The organism is Streptomyces sp. NPDC051452, from assembly GCF_044454765.1.
Lineage (GTDB): Bacteria > Actinomycetota > Actinomycetes > Streptomycetales > Streptomycetaceae > Streptomyces.
Genome location: NZ_JBITEB010000020.1, coordinates 86,742 through 103,558, shown reverse-complemented (window position 1 = coordinate 103,558; position 16,817 = coordinate 86,742). Strand labels below are relative to the sequence as shown.

Sequence of the window (16,817 nt, the reverse complement as noted above, 5' to 3'; positions counted from 1 at the left end):
GTCGACAGACTAACCAGTCGGTATGTGTAAGGGGAAGGGTGACTGCGCCAACCTCAAGGAACGCGAGTACCGCGCGAGCAACCACGAACGGCCCGCACTCCCCGCCCACGAAAGGTCACTCATGCGCCTGTCCAGACGGAACCTGCTCGCCTCGGCGACGATGGCGGCCGTACCGGCCGTACCGGCCGCGCTCCGCGACCACGAGCGGCTGCGCACCGGTTTCGAGCGGCTCGCCGCCGACGGCTACTCGATCCTGAGCGGCCGGCGCGTCGGCATCGTCACCAACCCCACCGGCGTCACGAGGGACGCGGCCCACATCGTCGACGTCATGCACGCCGACCCCCGGGTGCGGCTGACCGCCGTCTTCGGCCCCGAGCACGGCTTTCGCGGCACGGCGCAGGCGGGCGGCTCCGAGGGCCGCTACGACGACCCGGCCACCGGCCTGCCGGTCTACGACACCTACCTCAAGAGCGGCCGCCCGCTCGCCGACGTCTTCACCGCCTCCGGCGTCGACACGATCGTCTTCGACATCCAGGACGTGGGTGCCCGCTTCTACACCTACATCTGGACGCTGTACGACTGCATGGAGGCGGCCCAGCTGGCCGACAAGCGCTTCGTCGTCCTCGACCGCCCCAACCCGGTGACCGGACGCGCGGCCCTGGGGCCGGTGCTGCACAAGGAGTTCGCCACCTTCGTCGGCCGGCAGCCGATCGCGCAGGCGCACGGGATGACGGTCGCGGAGCTGGCCCGGCTCTTCAACGGGGAGTTCCTCGCCCGGCCGGTGCAGCTGCACACCGTGCTGATGACCGGCTGGCAGCGCTCCCGGTTCTACGACGCCTACGGGCTGCCGTGGGTGCCGCCGAGCCCGAACATGCCCACCCCGGACACGGCGCTGGTGTACTCGGGGACCTGCATGTTCGAGGGCACCAACCTCTCCGAGGGGCGGGGCACGACACGGCCCTTCGAACTGCTCGGCGCGGAGGGGCTCGACGGACGCTGGGCCGCCGCGGCGAACGCGCTCGGGCTGCCCGGTGTCCGGTTCCGGGAGGCGTACTTCACGCCGACGTTCTCCAAGTTCGAGGGCAGGACGGTCGGCGGGGTGCAGATCCACGTCACCGACCGGGCCGCCTTCGATCCCGTGCGTACCGGGATCGCGCTCCTGGTGACCGCGCGGAAGACGTGGCACGGCTTCGCCTGGCGACCGGACCACTGGATCGACAAGCTCACCGGCTCGGACCGGGTGCGCACGATGATCGACGCGGGCGCCGGCACCGACGAGGTGACCGGTGCCTGGCAGGAGGAACTGGCGGCGTTCCGGCGGACGCGAAAGGAGTATCTGCTCTACGGGTGATCGCCGGCCGACCACGGGTGAGCCACTGAGGGCCACGGGTGATCCGCTGGTGATCCGCGAACAGGTCCCGGTGTATGGCCAACCGCGCCCCGCGGCGGGACGATGCGGCACGACCCATCCGTTCCGGGGGGGACGAAGGAGCCTGGCATGGCGGATCCTGGGATGAGCGTGGCCCCCTACTGGGAGCTGACCTTCGACGCGGACGGGGACGTGGACCGTCCCGAAGCCGACCGGTTGCTGGCGCAGGTCACGGAGCACGGCGTCCGTGACCTGATCGTCTTCGCGCACGGCTGGAACAACGACCGATCGGGCGCGACCGCGCTGTACCGCCGTTTCCTCGCGCCCGTCCCGGGGCTCGCCCCCAGGGCCCGGCTCGGGTACGTGGGCGTCATCTGGCCGTCGATGCGGTTCAGCGACGAGCCGATCCCGGACTTCCCCCGGTCCCTGGCCGCCGTAGAGGCGGCGGCCCCGTGTCCGGCACTGGACGAGGACACCCGGCGTGCGCTGGTGACGACCTTCCCGGGCCGCGCGCCGGTGGTCGACCGGCTGGCGCGGATGCTCGACGAACGCCCCGACGGCGCACGGGGGCTGACGGAGTTCGGCCGGCTGGTGCGGCTGCTGGTGGACGGGGAGGGTCGGCGCGGCACGGCCGACACGGACGAGGAGGGCGAACCCGCCGTGTTCACACAGGATCCGGCGGCGGCCTGCGAGGAGTTCGCCGGGGCCCTGGCCGCGCTCGGCTCACCCGGTACACCCAGGGCCTTCAGTGTTCCGAACCCGTGGGACGGCGCCAAGGAACTGCTCAGGCAGGCGACGTACTACACGATGAAACGGCGGGCCGGGACGGTCGGCGAACACGGACTCGGGCCCCTGGTCGGGCAGTTGGCGGGTGCGGCACCCGGGGTGCGGGTGCATCTGGCCGGGCACAGCTTCGGCGGCCGGCTGGTGGCGTTCGCGCTGCGCGGGCTGCCCGAGGGGGTGCGGGCGGTGAAGTCGGTGACGCTCCTGCAAGGCGCCTTCTCGCACTACGCCTTCACGGCGCGGCTGCCGCACGCGCCGGACCGGTCGGGCGCGCTCAAGGACGGCCTGCGGCGCATCGACGGACCGCTGGTGTGCTGTCACTCGCGTTTCGACTCGGCGCTCGGCACGTTCTATCCCCTGGCCTCCCGGCTGGCCGGGGACGACCGCTCCTGCCTGGGCGGCGACATCGCGGCCGTGCTGGGGCCCGAGTGGGGCGCCCTGGGCCACGACGGCGCGCAGGCGGTACCGGGCGCCGTCCGGCTGGACCTCGCGGCGGCCCTGGGCGCGGCGCTGCCGGCGTCGGGCTGCGTCAACGTGGACGCGGCGGCCGTCGTCCGGCGCGGAGGGCCGCCCAACGGGGCGCACAGCGACATCGTGCACCCCGAACTGGCCCGGCTGGTACTGGCGGCGGGCCACATCGTCTGACCCGCCGCCCGCTCACCTCAGCGGTGCGAGGTGAACTCCACGACCTGCTGGAAGGTCGGCCGGTTCTGCCAGCCGATCCTGCCGTGCTTGATGCCGCCCAGGGCGCGCTGGGCGATGGAGTCGGCGCACCACTGGTCGCCCGCCGAGCACTGGTCGTCGCCCGGGTAGACCTGGGCGGCGGTCAGTGCGGACGCCTGCTTCAGGGTGCTGATCAGGCTGTCCCGGCAGCTGCCGAGGCTGCCGCCGCCGCAGTACTTCCGCGGCAGGCCACCCTGGACGTCCTCCCCGAGCACCGCACGGATGTCCTTGTCGACATAACTCCACCAGCCGTACTGGAAGGAGCTGCCGGCGTGCGAGCCGGTCGGGCCGTGTCCGGCGGACGGGGCCTCGTCGGTGGGCAGGTTCGCGGTGAAGGCGGTGTAGAGATCGCTGCCGAGGCCCGGCTCGAACTCGGCCTTCACCAGCTGCGGCCACCAGGCGTCCAGGATGCGGATCGCGTCGGCGTTCGCGTACGTCTTCGAACCGGGCGACGTCTCCGTGCGCTTGGCGCCCGCGCTCACCCACGCCTTGAGCTTGTCCACCGCCGCGGCGGCCGTGGGGTCGGTCACCGCCGAGGAGTCGATCACCTTGAGCAGATCCGGGAGCACGTCCTCGGCCCGCAGGTCGGCGAGGGCCGCGTCGGCCATGGCCTGGGTCAGCTTCGCGCGGGTCACCCCGCCGGCCGCGACCAGCCTCTTCACCCGGTCGTCCAGCAGATTGCCGCGGTGCACCGAGCCGTCGCCCCAGGACGCGGTGGTGTAGTCCTTGGCCTGCTTGTTGTTCCAGGAGATGTAGTAGTCCTGGTCCACGGAGTTGGGGTGCGAGGAGGCGGGGGTGTAGTCGGCGGTGTTGGTCGCCGGGTTCCAGTTCCGCCACTCGTACGCCGGCTGCGCCCACACCGGGAACTCGGCGTCGACCCCGCTCGCCCGGACCGGGTTGTCGCCGCTGTTGTAGTACGCGGTGTGCCGGGAGTCGGCGTAGAACCAGTTGAAGGTGTAGTTGATGTGCTGGGCCGCGCTCTGGAAGTCCTGGGGGCCCTTGACGAAGTCGGGGTCGTTGAGCATCTGGAAGCCGATGATCGAGTCGGCCTCGTGCAGATACGAGGAGCGCAGACTGGTGTAGGCGACCTTCTTGCCGCCGACGGTCGCCCGGTACTCCACCGGCCCGTACCTGGTGCGCCAGGCACGCATGGTGTACGACCCGGCGGCCGTGCCGTCGGCCAGGGTCGGTTTCCAGGCGTTCTTCCGCTCGACCTGGTCCATCGCGGTGCAGGTGCCGTGGAACAGGTAGTGGTAGTCGTCCTGGCACAGCTCGACGGCGTAGGTGTCGATGATGTCCTGGCCGGAGGTGGTCGCGCTCCAGGAGTAGTCCTGACCGCGGCCGAGTTCGACGTACATGCTCAGGCCGGCGAAGGAGGCGCCGCGGGCGCTGATGCCCGGGCCCTGGATCTCCTGGAGCATGAGCAGCTGGGGCGCGAAGTAGCCGGTCTGCGGTCCGAACACGGCGACGGGGTGGCCGCTGGCGGTGTACTTGCCGCTCATCACGAGGGCGTTGGACATGCCGCGGCGGGCCGAGCCGAGCGTGGCCTTGGCGGCCGTGCCGGACATGCTCCGGGCGGAGGCGGTGGCCGCGCTTCCGGTGCGGTCGTAGACGAGTGGTTCCTCGGTCACCGAGCCGGCGTCGGGCAGCGCCTGGCCCTTGGCGTCGGCGGGTCTGGCTCCGTACGGGAAGCTCTGGCCGTCGTGGACGGTGAGGGCGGCCTCGGGGTCGTTGCGCTCGCGGAAGGACTCCCAGACCTTGGTGCCCTCCTCGACGCCGTACTTGGCCTGGGCGGCGAGCAGGGACACGGCGTTGTTGACCTCGCCGCCCCCACCGGAACCGAAGAGCGAGCCGATGACCGAGGCCAGCGCCACCAGGTCGGTGACCTTGAAGTGGTCTATGGTCCCGGCGTTGGTGATGGGGTCCTTGTGTCCGGTCAGGTCGTACTCGCCGGGGAAGTAGCGGCCGCCGTCGGAGGCGTCGATGTAGGCGTTGATCCCGGCGAGGTAGGCGTTGACGTCGCCGAGGGCCTGCTGGCCGCGGGCGCCGTTGTTGGCGACGGCGCTGTCGATCTGCGCCTGGAGATCGGCCTCGGTGTAGGGGGCGTTGCGGTAGAACTGCTGCTCCAGGCCCTGGTTGGCGGCGGCGCCGCCGGCGAAGGAGGTCAGCTGGCCGCGGCCCACGTGCCGGAAGACGTCCATCAGCCACAGCCGGTCCTCGGCCGCCGCGTAGCCCGCGCCGAACTCGGTGCCGTAGCGGGTGGTGCCTGTGATGTGCGGCACACCGGTCTTCTTGTCGCGCACGATCGTCACGTCACCGCGTCCGGCCGGCTTCTCGCTGGAGGCGACCTGGTCGGAGGGGACACCGAACGAGGCGTCGTCGAAGAAGGTGTTGATCGTGGCGTCGGTGAGGCCGGGATAGCCGCCGGCCAGGTTGGCGTACGGCCCGAGCTGGTCCTCGGCGTGGTCGGGCTGGGTGCCGAAGGCCTGGTTGAGCAGGATCTGGGCGAGGGTGGCGTTGCCGTTCTCGCCGGGCGGCAGGATGTCCGAGCACCGGCCGCCGCAGTAGTCGTCGGCGGCGGCGCTCGGGGCGGCCGCCGCCGCGGTCTGGGTGAGCGGGGACAGAAGACCGGCGATCAGGACGCATACGGACGCGGTCTTCAGGAACCCGAAGAGTCTGCGGGACGTTCTCACTCCGTCAGTGGCGTTGCGTGGGGTTCGCCGTGGCATGAGCGGCTCCTAGCGACAAGGGTGGGCGAACGTTACCGCCGGTATCCCCAGCTTTAAAGATGAACACGCGTCACTTATCGAAGTCCGAGGGCAGGGCGATGAGAAGAGATGGAGCCGATTCGTCTGTCGATACGTCTATTCGGCGACGTCCGTGCAAGACGCCGAAGTGACCGAAGTACAGGCGCAGATGTGACGGAGGTGCAGGACGATGGCCGGTTTCCGGAGTCTGGCGAGACAGGTACGCGATCCGGACTGTGATCTGGCGCTGCGGCGGTACTCGCTCCGCAAGTGCCTGGAGAAGTTCGCCCCTTACGGGCATCGCGCGACCTGGGACCATCTGTGCTCCCGGGCGGGGTTCGGCCCCGAGGACCGCTCCCCCGAACCGGTGCGGCTCGTGGCCGCACTGGAGGAGCTCGAAGAGGCCCGCTCGGTCTGGCTCGGGTACGAGACGGACTTCACCGAGCGGCGGAGGAAGGAGAAGCACGACGGGCTGCGCCGGCCGGGCAGTGTGGACGACTGGCACCGGCTGACCTGGGGCGGCTTCGGGGTGGCCTGGTGCGACGACCCACGGGTGCACCCCGACGGGCCGCTGGCCGAGGTGCTGCGCCGGCTGATCGCCGCGCTGGAGCGGGCACCCGGGTCCTCCTGCCCGGTGTGCGACGGGGAACGTCTGGTGTGGCGCCATGACCTGGACCACGAGCCCTCGTCCGGCCCGGTCTGCGTCGACTGCGGAATCCTGGTCCCGCGACCCGTCCTCACCCACCGGGCGCTGGAGTACGCCCGGCGGGAGCGGCTGCTGATGTCGGCCTGAGGAGAGCAAGGGTGCGCCCGCCGGCACATCAGGGGGAACACCTGGAGATACCCGGGGGGACCTGGGGGTGTGCAGGGGATGCCGCACCCCCGGCCGCGGAAGGCTGGTGGACGACGGCCGGTCGGTGACGCGTGCCGGCGGCCGACGGGCGGCGGATGAGGGTTGGCATGGTGCAGGTCTGTCTCAACGGCAACCGCTCGGCGGCCGACGGCGCGGCGGTGCCGATGTCCCCGCAGGAGATGGCGCGTTCCGCGGCCGACGCCGTGGCGGCCGGTGCCACGTCGGTCCGGGTCCATCCGAAGACTCCGTGCGGTCACGGCAGTCTTTCCCCACGTGTGCTCGCGCCGGCGCTGGAGGCGATTCGCGCACGGGTCGCGGTCCCGGTGGGTGTGGCCACCGGTGCCTGGGCCGAGCCCGACCAGGCGGCCCGGCTCGCCCGGGTGAGCGGCTGGTCGGAGCGGCCCGACTTCGCCTCGGTCGACTGGCATGAGCGGGGCGCCGAGGAGATCGCCGCGCGGTTGCTCGACCTCGGGGTGGGCGTCGAGGCGGGCATCCGGTCGGGCACCGACGGCGCGGCCCGGTTCGCCGTCTCCCCGCTCGGGCCGAGGGTGCTGCGCGTGCTCGCCGAGGTGACCGACCCGGATTCGGCGACCGCCGAGGCCTCGGCCGAGGCCCTGCTGGCCGCGCTGGGCACGGCGGCCGGCCGCCCGGTCCTGTTGCACGGGGCGCGGGGCGGCACCTGGCCGGTGCTGCGGCTGGCCGGCCGGCTGGGGCTCGCCACGCGCGTCGGCCTGGAGGACACGCTGCTGCTACCGGACGGCCGCCGGGCGGCGTCCAACGCCGAGTTGGTGGCGGAGGCGCTGGTCCAGTACGGGACGTCCTCCCGTACGCCTTGAGGGTCACGTGGCGGTGCGAGGCGCTGGGTGAGGTCCGTGACGCTGTCCGACGCCGATTCGCGTGACGCTATCAGCCGCCAATCCGCTCGCTCCACCCCTTTCCCGTCCGCACAGTGGGAGGCGATGAGACACGTCCGAGGGGCACGTTCGCTCGCGGCCCCCGCCTCGAAGGAGTCGCCGATGTCGACGCTGCGCGTCACGGCCGAGCTGCTGACCGTCCATGAGCATCCGAACGCGGACAAGCTCGAGTTGGCCCAGGTGGGCCTGTACCGGGCGGTCGTCGCCAAGGGCGCGTACCGGACCGGTGACGCCGCCGTCTACATCCCGGAGCAGGCCGTTCTCCCGCCGGGACTGATCGAGGAGTTGGGGCTGACCGGACGGCTGGCGGGAGGCGACGCCGACCGGGTCAAGGCGGTCCGGCTGCGCGGCGAGCTGTCGCAGGGCATCGTGTGCCGGCCGAAGGCTCTGGCGGGCATCGATCTGGCGCGGGCGGCGGCCGAGGGCGCGGACTTCGCGGAGCTGCTGGGCATCACCAAGTGGGTGCCGCCGATCCCGCCGACGATGGACGGGGACGTGGAGTCGGCGCCGGAGCTGCTGTCCTGGGTCGACATCGAGAACGTCCAGCGCTACCCGGACATCTTCACGCCGGGCGAGCCGGTCGTCCTGACGGAGAAGCTGCACGGTTCGGCGTGCCTGGTGACCTATGTGGCCGGGGAGGGGCGGGTGTACGTGTCCTCCAAGGGCTTCGGTGCCAGGTCCCTGGCATTGCGGGAGGACCCGGGGAACCTGTACTGGCGGGCGGTGCGCGGGCACAAGGTCGCCGAGGTGGCGGCCCGGCTGGCCGAGCGGCTCGGCGCACGCCGGGTCGGCATATTCGGCGAGGTGTTCGGCGCGGGGGTGCAGGACCTGACCTACGGCGCCGACGGTCGCCGCGAGACGCTGGGGTACGCGGCCTTCGACGTCTCGGCGGAGGTGGACGGGGCGCCGCGCTGGCTGGACGCGGCCGAACTGCTCGAAGGGGAGCTGCCCTTGGTGCCCCGGCTGTACTCGGGGCCGTACGACATCGACCAGGTGCTCCGGTTCGCGAGCGGCCGGAGACGGTGTCCGGGCGTGGGCTGCACTTGCGCGAGGGCGTGGTGATACGGCCGGCGGTGGAGCGGTACAGCCCGGTCACCGCGGGCCGCGCGATCGCCAAGGCCGTCAGCCCGGCCTATCTGACCCGCAGGAACGGCACCGAATACGAGTGATCGCGCGGGAGTCCGACCCCGTTTCGCGGCCAGGGAGCGGTGCGGCCGGGTCGGGGGGCCGGGGCCCGGGGTGGCGCCGTTCGGAGGCCGCGGTTCAGGGGTGCTCCGCCAGGAGGCGTGAGCCGGTGAGCCGTTCACCGAAGACGTCGCCGGGGTTGGACAGAACGCAGTTCTCCAGCGACAGACAGCCGCATCCGATGCAGTCGGTGAGATGGTCGCGCAGCCGGTTCAGCTGCCGGATGCGCTCGTCCAGCTCCGAGCGCCACCTCTCCGACAGCCGCGCCCAGTCCTCACGCGTCGGTGTCCGCTCCTCGGGCAGCTCCGCCAGCGCCTCACGGATCGTGGCGAGGGGTATCCCGACCCGCTGGGCCGCCCGGACGAAGGCGACCCGGCGCAGGGTGTCACGGCCGTAGCGGCGCTGGTTGCCGGGTGTGCGGCGGCTGCTGATGAGGCCCTTGGACTCGTAGAAGTGGAGGGCGGAGACGGCGGCACCGCTGCGCGCGGACAACTGGCCGACGGTCAGCTCGTGGACCTGCACGGGAATCTGGGGCACTCCTCCAAGATTACCCATCGCACCGATTCCGTGGTCCGTTGACATCGACCCGACACCCGACCATGCTAAGCAGTTGCTTAGACACGCGAGCGAGAGGCCGGGAACATGGCACAACCGAGGATCTTCACCTCCCCCGACGACCTGAAGGCCGCCGTGGGCGAGCGGCTGGGGCACACCGACTGGCTGGAGGTCGACCAGAAGCGGATCGATCTGTTCGCCGAGGCGACCGGGGACCACCAGTGGATCCACGTGGACCCGGAGAAGGCCGCCGCGGGGCCGTTCGGGACGACCATCGCGCACGGCTATCTCACCCTGTCCCTGCTCCCGCTCTTCGGACCCCAGCTGATCAAGGTCGAGGGCGTGCGGATGGGCGTCAACTACGGCACGAACAAGGTCCGCTTCCCCGCTCCCGTCCCGGTCGGCTCCCGGCTGCGCGCCACCGCCGAGATCACCGGCGTCGAGGACGTCACCGGCGGTGTCCAGGTCTCGGTGGCCTTCACGGTGGAGCGCGAGGGCGGCGACAAGCCGGTGTGCGTCGCGGAGTCGGTGTCCCGCTACTACCTCTGAACGCCGGGGCGCCCTACGCGGCGCCCACCATCCGCAGCACCAGGTCGGCGTAGAGCGCGCCGACCTGCTCCGGGGTGCGCGGGCCGTTCACGTCGAACCAGCGGGCCACGTCGATGCACAGGGACAGCACGGCGAGCGTGGTGCCCTTGACGTCCGGCACGTCGAACTCGCCCGCGGCCACCCCGTCCTCGATGATCCCGCGCACCTCGGCATCCACCTGGCGGCGCAGCGCGACGATCTCGGCGCGGGCCTCGGGTCCGAGGGCGTCCAGTTCGTACTGCACGACCCGGGCGGTGGTGCGGCGCCCCGCGTGCCAGCGGACGAAGGAGCCCACGGCGTCGGCCAGCCGGTCCCGGGCGCTGCCCTCGCGGCGGGCCGCCGTGCGCAGGATGTCGAGGGCCTTGTCGTGGCCGAGCCGGCTGATCCGGTGGAGCAGCTCTTCCTTGGTCTTGTAGTGGATGTAGAGCGCGGCCGGGCTCATACCGGCCCGGCCCGCGATGTCGCGGGTCGTCGTCGCGTGGTAGCCACGCTCGGCGAAGGCATCCACGGCGGCGACCAGGAGTCGCCGGGCCGCGTCAGGGGTGACCTGTTCCCACGGCTCCACTTCGCCGCCGGTCGTCTCCTCCGCCGTACTCATCGCTCGTTCGCCCCTCTCGATGACAGGAGCACCACCATACCGCCGACGGTGAGCGGGCGCTTAGCGTAGCCGTGCGCCGGTGGCGCGTCCGGGGGGCGTCAGAGCTTCTGGAAGGGGCCGTACGCGCCGCGGGCCGCCTCCTGACGGTCCCGGATCACCTTCGCCAGGGTGAACGCCGATGTGACCAGGTACAGGACGGCGATGCCGAGGAAGGCCCGGACCCAGGCGTCGGCGTGCAGCTTGAAGATGCCGATGGCCGTGGCGGCCATGGCGACGGAGAAGGAAGCGACGGCCTGGCCGTAGAAGGCGGCCGTGTTCTGGGACTTGTCCGATGTCTCACTCATGCCGTCCAGGATCGGCGGACGCGGGTCGCGCCACATCCGCCGACGTACTCAGGAAACGTACTCAGAACGCGGAGACCCCGGTCAGGGAACGGCCGATGAGCAGCTTCTGGATCTGGCTGGTGCCCTCGTAGAGCGTCATCACGCGGGCGTCGCGCAGGAGTTTGCCGGCCGGGTACTCGTCGATGTAGCCGTAGCCGCCGAAGACCTGCAGGGCGTTGTTGGCGGCGCGGACGGCGGCCTCGGAGGCGAACAGCTTGGCCTTGGAGGACTCGACGGCGAACGGCAGGCCGCGGTCGACGAGGTCGGCGACGCGCCAGGTCAGCAGCCGGGCCGCGTCGACGTCGACGGCTATGTCACTGATCAGCTCCTGCACCAGCTGATGGCGGGCGATCGGCTTGCCGAACTGCTCGCGCTCCCCCGCGTACCGGACGGCCGCGTCCAGGGCCGCCTGGGCGATGCCGACGCATCCGGCGGCCACCGACATGCGCCCCTTGGCCAGCGCGGACATCGCGACGGAGAAGCCCTTGCCCTCCTCGCCCAGCATCGCCGAGGCGGGCACCCGCACGTCCTGAAGGACCAGCTCGGCGGTGGCCTGGCCGCGCAGGCCGAGCTTGCCGTGGATGGTGCGGCGGGTCAGGCCGGGGGTGTCGGTGGGTACCAGGAACGCGGACACGCCCTTGTGGCCGGGCGCGTCGGTGGAACGGGCGAAGAGCAGGACCACGTCCGCCCAGGTGCCGTTGGTGATGAACATCTTGGTGCCGTTCACGACGTAGTCGTCACCGTCGCGCACGGCCCGGGTGGTGAGGTTGCCGGCGTCGGAGCCGGTGCCCGGCTCGGTGAGGCCGAAGCAGCCGACGTACTCTCCGGCGGTCAGTCCGGGCAGCCAGCGCCGCTTCTGTGCCTCGTCGCCCCAGGCGGCGACCGACTTGGCCACCAGCCCCAGGGATACCGAGACGATGCCGCGGACCGAGGAGTCGCCGCGCCCCAGTTCCTCGGTGACCAGGCAGTACGCGAGATGGTCACCGCCGGAGCCGCCGTACTCCTCGTCGATGGTCAGGCCGAGGAAGCCGACCTCGCCGAGCTTCTTCACGATGCCCCGGTCGACCTCCTCGGCACGGTCCCAGGCGACCACGTGCGGGACGATCTCGCGCCGCACGAAGTCCCGGGCCAGCTGCCGTACGGCCGCCTGCTCCTCGCTGAGTCCCAGGTTCACCACGAGATCACCCCACACCGACTGGACATTGAAAGCTGTACCTTTAAATTAGCACTGCTAGTTTCTAACGGCAGCCCTACTATGTGCGCCATGGCCCGACCGCGCAAGCCCCTCCTCAGCACCGACCGGATCGTCGAGACGGCACGGGAACTCGTGGACCGCGAGGGCCTGGCGGCCGTCTCGACGCGCCGGCTCGCCGCCGAGCTGGGGGTGAGCGGCCCGTCGTTGTACAACCACTTCCGCACCAAGGACGAGATCCTGGAGGCGGTCGCGGACTCGGTGAGCGGGCTGGTGGACCTGTCGATGTTCGAGGACGGGCCGGACTGGCGGACCGCGCTGCACGACTGGGCGGTCTCCTACCGGGCCGCCCTGCGCGACCACCCCAACATCGTGCCGGTCCTCGCCCGCGGACCGGGCCGGCGTCCCGCCGCCCTGCGGCTGGCCGACGCGGTGTACGGCGCGATGGTCGAGGCGGGCTGGCCGCCGGCGCAGGCGACGTCCGTCGGTGCGCTGATGCGGTACTTCATCATGGGCTCCGCGCTCGGGTCGTTCGCCGGTGGGTTCGTGGACGACGCGAGCGCCTACGACCCCGCCGACTATCCGCACCTCGGGCAGGCGCACCTGCTCGCCGAGCAGCAGGAGAAGATCGACGAACGGGCCTTCGAGGCCGGCCTCACCGCTCTGCTGGACGGGTTGGCGCGGCAGTACGAGGAGGCGCGGCAGGACGACGGCGGGTGAGGCCGGGCGGGGTGCCGGGGCCGGTCGCGCGGCCTCCCGGCACCCGCCTCCCGGCACCCGCCAGGGCGCGGGTGGGGTGTTTCGGCGTCGGAAGTCGGCGTCAGAAGACGATCAGGGACCGGCCGCCCTTGCCCGCACGCATGTTGTCGAAGGCCGCCGGGATGTCCTCCAGGCCGATCCGCTCGGTGATCAGCGCCGACAGGTCCAGGCGTCCCGCGCGGACGTGCTCGGCGAGCACCGGCAGGTCGCGGGCCGGGTCGGTGTCGCCGTAGACGCAGCCGGACAAGGTGCGGCCCCAGTGGAAGATCTCCAGGGCGTTGAAGGTCACCTGCTGGTCCTTGCCGCCGATGCCGACCACCGTGGTGCGGCCGCCCCGGCGGGTGGACTCCCAGGCGGCGCGGATGCTGACGGCGCGGCCCACGCACTCGATCGAGACGTCGGTGCCCTGCTTGCCGGTGAGAGCGCGGATCTCGCGGGGGGTGTTCTCGGAGGCGAGGACGTAGTCGGTGGCGCCGGCCGCTCGGGCCAGCTCCTCCTTGCCGGGTGAGACGTCCACGGCGATGACGCGCGAGGCGCCCGCGATCCGCGCCGCCTGGAGGGTGGCGAGTCCGACTCCGCCGACGCCGAAGACGGCGACCGTCTCGCCGGGCCGGACCCTGGCCGAGTTGTGGACGGCCCCGTAGCCGGTGAGGACGGCACAGCCGAGGAGGGCCGCGTCGGTGAGCGGGATGCCCTCCGGCAGGGGCAGCACGCAGGACCGGGACACCACCGTCTCCTCGGCGAACGCGGCGACGTTCAGGCCGGGATGCAGCGCGGTGCCGTCGGCGGTGTGGGCGTAGACGTCGCCGGCACCGCCGAGGGCGTTGGCGCACAGCCAGACCTCGCCCAGCGAGCAGGCGTGGCATGTGCCGCAGGACGGGGCCCAGTTGAGGACGACGGGGTCCCCGGGCGAGACATCGCTGACGCCCTCCCCCACGGCGACGACGGTGCCGGCGCCCTCGTGGCCGAGGACGGCCGGCACCGGTACCCGCATGGTGCCGTCGCACAGGGAGAGGTCGGAGTGGCAGACGCCCGCGGCGGCGAGGCGGACCCGGACGCGGCCGGGGCCCGGCTCGGGGAGGTCGACGCCGGTGATCTCCAGGGGGGCGCCGATGGCGGGCAGGACGGCGGCTCGTACGGCCATGACTGTCGGACTCCCTTAGAACTGGAGGGACTTGGTCTGGAGGTACTCGGCGAGTCCGTGCTCCCCGAGTTCCCGGCCCACTCCGGACTGCTTGTAGCCGCCGAAGGGCGCGAGGGGATTGAACCGGCCGCCGTTGATGTCCACCTGACCGGTGTCCATACGGCGGGCGAAGGCTACCGCCTCGGACTCGTCGCCGGCCCACACGGCGCCCCCGAGGCCGTAGACCGTGCCGTTGGCGATGCGCAGGGCGTCCTCCTCGTCGTCGTAGCGCAGGAGGGTCAGGACCGGGCCGAAGATCTCCTCCTGGGCGACGGTCATGTCGGGAGTGACGTCGGCGAAGACGGTCGGGCTGACGAAGTAGCCCTTCTCGCGCGGCGGTTCGAGCCCTCCGGCGACCAGCCGGGCGCCTTCGGCGATGCCCTTCTCGATGTAACCGCGCACCCTGTCCCGCTGCTTGGCGCTGACCACCGGGCCGATACGGTCGCCGCACTTGGCGGCGGCAGCGGCGGCGAGCGTGACGGCCTCGTCGTAACGGTCGCGGTGGATCAGCATGCGGGTCCAGGCGCTGCACGTCTGGCCGGAGTTGGACATCACGTTGGCGACACCGACGTTGACCGCCTTGGCCAGATCGGCGCTCGGCAGGACGACGTTGGCGGACTTGCCGCCGAGTTCCAGGGCCACCCTCTTCACGGCGGCGCCGGCCAGCGCACCGATCCGCCTGCCGACCGCCGTGGAGCCGGTGAAGGAGACCAGGTCCACGCCCGGGTGCTCGGCGAGGGCCTGGCCGGCGACCGGCCCGAGACCGGTGACCAGGTTGAACACACCGGCCGGTACGCCCGCCTCGTGCACCGCCTCGGCGAACAGCTGGGCCGTCAGCGGGGTGTCCTCGGCCGGCTTGAGGACGATCGTGCAGCCCGCGGCGAGCGCCGGGGCGACCTTGGCGACGATCTGGTGGAGGGGGTAGTTCCAGGGGGTGATCGCGCCGACCACGCCGACCGGCTCGCGCAGGACGGTGGAGTTGCCGACCTTCTCCTCGAGGGAGAGGCCGGCGGCCAGCTCGGCGTAGGAACCGGCGACCGCGATCGGCAGGGCGGCGTGCACGGCCTGGGAGAACGCGAGCGGGGAGCCCAGTTCGGCGGTGACGGTCTCGGCGATCTCGTCCTTGCGGGCCGCGAGGATGTCGCGGAGCGCGGTGAGCCGCGCCGCGCGCTCGGCCGGGGGCGTGGCGGCCCAGGCCGGCAGGGCGGCGCGCGCGGCGCGTACGGCGGTGTCGACGTCCGGGGCGCCGGCCGCCGGGACGCGGGCGATGACCTGCTCGTCGGCCGGATTCACGACCTCGATCACGTCCTGGTTCCCGGCCGGGCGCCAGGCGCCGTCGATGTACAGGCCGTCGTGTGCCTTCATGCTGCTTCCCTCTCGACGGGGCTGCGTCGTCCGGCACACAAACTAGCGATGTTAGTTTTCTGGCGCCAGAGGTGACCCCGTGGAAGCGTCGAAGGCGTCGGGGGTGCGCGGTGCGGGGGGGGGCGCCCGCACCGGCCCGTCATCTGGTCGCGGTCAGATGGGCGAAGACCACCACGTTGCTGGTGTAGCCCGTCCGCCGGCTGAAGAGGCCGCCGCAGGTGATCACCCGCAGCTCCGGGCGCCGGACCGGGCCGTAGACCTCCTTGTCCGGGAAGTCCGTCTTGTCGAATACCTTGATCCGGTCCACGGCGTAGACGGCGGTACGCCCGTCCGCCCGCCGGACCTCGATCGGCTTGCCGGCCTTGACCTGGGCGAGCCCGGCGAACACGGCGCGTCCGGTCGCGGTGTCGCGATGGCCGACGGCGACCGCGACGCCCGACTCGCCCGGCGTGGGGCCGCCCTCGTACCAGCCCACCAGCTTCGGCTGATCCACGGGCGGCGTCTCCAACTGCCGGTTCCCGTCGAGCCGGAGACCCGTCACCGGGGCGTCGATCCCCAGGGAGGGGATGCGGAACGTCGTGGGCCGGGACCGGGTCAGTGGGCGGGGCGGCGGGGCGGAACGGTCCGCTCCGGAGTCCCTGCGGCCCGAGCCTCGCCCGTCCGCCCGGGCGGAGTGCGGCCCCGCGGCCACCGCCGTGCCCGGTTCGCCCGCCTGGCCGGGCACGGCCGGGGAGCCGTGCCCGCCGCACCGCCTGCCCACCGTCACCAGGACGAACACCAGCAGGGCCGTTCTGGTCAGACGGTAGGCACGGGTCCGGTGCCAGGGCCTGCGTCCGCGCCTACGCGGCACCATGGGGGCGCCGGCGGATCAGCCGGAAGTACACGGCACCGCAGACCGCGACGAGACCGACCGCCGCCGCCGCGCCCACCGGCGAGTACGCGGCGGCGGTGTCGACGAGTCCGCCACCGCCCGCGTGCACACCGCCCTTCGGGCCGCCCTGGCCGTCCTGGCCGCCCTGACCCCAGCCCCCGTTGTCCTGCTGGTGATCCTGCTGGTGGTCCTGCTGGTGATCCTCGATCTGGCCGCCGGGGCCGTGCGCCCCGTCCTGCTTGCCGTCGTGGCAGTTGACCCGGAACACCTTCTCCTTGGGGGCACCCGCCACGATCCAGGTGAGCTTGTACTGTCCGTCCGCCAGCCCGAGCGGGTCGGTGTGCCCGGCGCCGCCGGCGAGCTGGATGGTGCCTGCCACGGTGGCCGCGGTGGGCAGCGGAGGCTGCGGCGTAATGGTGTAGGCGATGGTGGGCAGGATGTCGAAGTTGACCGCGTCCAGATAGAACCGGCAGACCGACGGGTCGTCCTTGGAGACACCGAAGGGCACGCCCTCCCGGTGGATCCTGATGTCGCCGTTCTCCCCCTGGGCAGCCGCGTTCGGCGCCGCCACCCATGACGCCCCCGCCGCGGCGAGTGCGGTGAGGACGACTGTGGCGCCCGCGCGGGAGCCGACGGCACGTGGAAGCGTCATGGTGGGCATGCGCAATCCTCCTAGTTCAGACGATTTTCATACAAATCGCTCTTTCGCCTGGACTCTCCGCCATGTGTCGCGCGGCGCGCGGCAGCGA

The 16,817-nt window shown here is 72.1% G+C and carries 15 protein-coding genes and 1 pseudogene; 7 read left to right on the top strand and 9 right to left on the bottom strand.

What is annotated here, in order from left to right:
• Window positions 1-121: 121 nt before the first annotated feature.
• Window positions 122-1,351, top strand: a complete 1,230-nt coding sequence (locus tag ACIBA9_RS33580; protein ID WP_399369109.1) for an exo-beta-N-acetylmuramidase NamZ domain-containing protein — start codon at window positions 122-124, stop codon at window positions 1,349-1,351.
• Between the two features lie 147 nt (window positions 1,352-1,498).
• Complete coding sequence (locus ACIBA9_RS33575) at window positions 1,499-2,797, top strand: serine-threonine protein kinase (RefSeq protein ID WP_399369003.1); 1,299 nt, start codon at window positions 1,499-1,501, stop codon at window positions 2,795-2,797.
• Window positions 2,798-2,814: 17 nt separating this feature from the next.
• On the opposite strand, the gene ACIBA9_RS33570 is transcribed toward ACIBA9_RS33575, so the two are convergent.
• A complete protein-coding gene (locus tag ACIBA9_RS33570; protein ID WP_399369001.1) occupies window positions 2,815-5,604 on the bottom strand; it encodes a penicillin acylase family protein in 2,790 nt (929 codons plus the stop codon).
• 208 nt (window positions 5,605-5,812) lie between these two features.
• On the opposite strand from ACIBA9_RS33570, the gene ACIBA9_RS33565 reads away from it, so the two are divergent.
• The 3 genes and pseudogenes from ACIBA9_RS33565 (at window position 5,813) to ACIBA9_RS33555 (ending at window position 8,558) form a co-directional block, all read left to right on the top strand.
• On the top strand, window positions 5,813-6,415 hold the full coding sequence (locus ACIBA9_RS33565; protein ID WP_393901927.1) for a hypothetical protein: 603 nt from the start codon (window positions 5,813-5,815) through the stop codon (window positions 6,413-6,415).
• A gap of 167 nt (window positions 6,416-6,582) precedes the next feature.
• The gene (locus ACIBA9_RS33560; protein ID WP_399368998.1) at window positions 6,583-7,311 is read left to right on the top strand and encodes a 3-keto-5-aminohexanoate cleavage protein; all 729 of its coding nucleotides are present in this window, start codon (window positions 6,583-6,585) and stop codon (window positions 7,309-7,311) included.
• Between the two features lie 180 nt (window positions 7,312-7,491).
• Window positions 7,492-8,558 (top strand): annotated as a pseudogene (locus tag ACIBA9_RS33555) (RNA ligase (ATP)).
• A 94-nt stretch (window positions 8,559-8,652) separates the two neighbouring features.
• On the opposite strand, the gene soxR reads toward ACIBA9_RS33555, so the two are convergent.
• Window positions 8,653-9,111 (bottom strand): redox-sensitive transcriptional activator SoxR, encoded by a 459-nt coding sequence (gene soxR / locus ACIBA9_RS33550; RefSeq protein WP_399368996.1) that lies wholly within the window; start codon window positions 9,109-9,111, stop codon window positions 8,653-8,655.
• 105 nt (window positions 9,112-9,216) lie between these two features.
• Here soxR and ACIBA9_RS33545 point away from each other — a divergent pair, with 105 nt between their 5' ends.
• Window positions 9,217-9,678, top strand: a complete 462-nt coding sequence (locus ACIBA9_RS33545) for a MaoC family dehydratase (protein ID WP_399368994.1) — start codon at window positions 9,217-9,219, stop codon at window positions 9,676-9,678.
• A gap of 13 nt (window positions 9,679-9,691) precedes the next feature.
• Here the strand turns inward: ACIBA9_RS33545 and ACIBA9_RS33540 are convergent, their stop codons facing one another.
• From ACIBA9_RS33540 to ACIBA9_RS33530, 3 genes are all read right to left on the bottom strand, one after another.
• Window positions 9,692-10,315 carry a TetR/AcrR family transcriptional regulator gene (locus ACIBA9_RS33540; RefSeq protein WP_362160780.1) on the bottom strand — a complete coding sequence of 208 codons (624 nt, stop codon included), beginning with the start codon at window positions 10,313-10,315 and terminating at the stop codon, window positions 9,692-9,694.
• Between the two features lie 98 nt (window positions 10,316-10,413).
• Window positions 10,414-10,659, bottom strand: a complete 246-nt coding sequence (locus ACIBA9_RS33535) for a YiaA/YiaB family inner membrane protein (protein ID WP_362160778.1) — start codon at window positions 10,657-10,659, stop codon at window positions 10,414-10,416.
• A 61-nt stretch (window positions 10,660-10,720) separates the two neighbouring features.
• The gene (locus tag ACIBA9_RS33530; protein ID WP_399369107.1) at window positions 10,721-11,872 is read right to left on the bottom strand and encodes an acyl-CoA dehydrogenase family protein; all 1,152 of its coding nucleotides are present in this window, start codon (window positions 11,870-11,872) and stop codon (window positions 10,721-10,723) included.
• A 90-nt stretch (window positions 11,873-11,962) separates the two neighbouring features.
• On the opposite strand from ACIBA9_RS33530, the gene ACIBA9_RS33525 reads away from it, so the two are divergent.
• Window positions 11,963-12,610, top strand: coding sequence for a TetR/AcrR family transcriptional regulator (locus tag ACIBA9_RS33525; protein ID WP_362160775.1), 648 nt, complete (start codon window positions 11,963-11,965; stop codon window positions 12,608-12,610).
• Window positions 12,611-12,710: 100 nt separating this feature from the next.
• Here the strand turns inward: ACIBA9_RS33525 and ACIBA9_RS33520 are convergent, their stop codons facing one another.
• The 4 genes from ACIBA9_RS33520 to ACIBA9_RS33505 form a co-directional block, all read right to left on the bottom strand.
• Window positions 12,711-13,793: a Zn-dependent alcohol dehydrogenase gene (locus ACIBA9_RS33520; RefSeq protein ID WP_399368991.1), complete on the bottom strand. Its 1,083-nt coding sequence runs from the start codon at window positions 13,791-13,793 to the stop codon at window positions 12,711-12,713.
• A gap of 15 nt (window positions 13,794-13,808) precedes the next feature.
• Complete coding sequence (locus ACIBA9_RS33515) at window positions 13,809-15,197, bottom strand: aldehyde dehydrogenase family protein (RefSeq protein WP_399368989.1); 1,389 nt, start codon at window positions 15,195-15,197, stop codon at window positions 13,809-13,811.
• 139 nt (window positions 15,198-15,336) lie between these two features.
• A complete protein-coding gene (locus ACIBA9_RS33510) occupies window positions 15,337-16,050 on the bottom strand; it encodes a class F sortase (protein ID WP_399368987.1) in 714 nt (237 codons plus the stop codon).
• Window positions 16,037-16,729 (bottom strand): hypothetical protein, encoded by a 693-nt coding sequence (locus ACIBA9_RS33505; RefSeq protein WP_399368985.1) that lies wholly within the window; start codon window positions 16,727-16,729, stop codon window positions 16,037-16,039. Before ACIBA9_RS33505 ends, ACIBA9_RS33510 begins: the two co-directional genes overlap by 14 nt.
• Between the last annotated feature and the right edge of the window lie 88 nt (window positions 16,730-16,817).

Coding starts and splice junctions, on each gene's coding strand:
- ACIBA9_RS33580 (WP_399369109.1), top strand. CDS start 122: ATGCGCCTGTCCAGACGGAACCTGCTCGCCTCGGCGACGATGGCGGCC.
- ACIBA9_RS33575 (WP_399369003.1), top strand. CDS start 1,499: ATGGCGGATCCTGGGATGAGCGTGGCCCCCTACTGGGAGCTGACCTTC.
- ACIBA9_RS33570 (WP_399369001.1), bottom strand. CDS start 5,604: ATGCCACGGCGAACCCCACGCAACGCCACTGACGGAGTGAGAACGTCC.
- ACIBA9_RS33565 (WP_393901927.1), top strand. CDS start 5,813: ATGGCCGGTTTCCGGAGTCTGGCGAGACAGGTACGCGATCCGGACTGT.
- ACIBA9_RS33560 (WP_399368998.1), top strand. CDS start 6,583: ATGGTGCAGGTCTGTCTCAACGGCAACCGCTCGGCGGCCGACGGCGCG.
- ACIBA9_RS33545 (WP_399368994.1), top strand. CDS start 9,217: ATGGCACAACCGAGGATCTTCACCTCCCCCGACGACCTGAAGGCCGCC.
- ACIBA9_RS33540 (WP_362160780.1), bottom strand. CDS start 10,315: ATGAGTACGGCGGAGGAGACGACCGGCGGCGAAGTGGAGCCGTGGGAA.
- ACIBA9_RS33535 (WP_362160778.1), bottom strand. CDS start 10,659: ATGAGTGAGACATCGGACAAGTCCCAGAACACGGCCGCCTTCTACGGC.
- ACIBA9_RS33525 (WP_362160775.1), top strand. CDS start 11,963: ATGGCCCGACCGCGCAAGCCCCTCCTCAGCACCGACCGGATCGTCGAG.
- ACIBA9_RS33520 (WP_399368991.1), bottom strand. CDS start 13,793: ATGGCCGTACGAGCCGCCGTCCTGCCCGCCATCGGCGCCCCCCTGGAG.
- ACIBA9_RS33515 (WP_399368989.1), bottom strand. CDS start 15,197: ATGAAGGCACACGACGGCCTGTACATCGACGGCGCCTGGCGCCCGGCC.
- ACIBA9_RS33510 (WP_399368987.1), bottom strand. CDS start 16,050: ATGGTGCCGCGTAGGCGCGGACGCAGGCCCTGGCACCGGACCCGTGCC.
- ACIBA9_RS33505 (WP_399368985.1), bottom strand. CDS start 16,729: ATGCCCACCATGACGCTTCCACGTGCCGTCGGCTCCCGCGCGGGCGCC.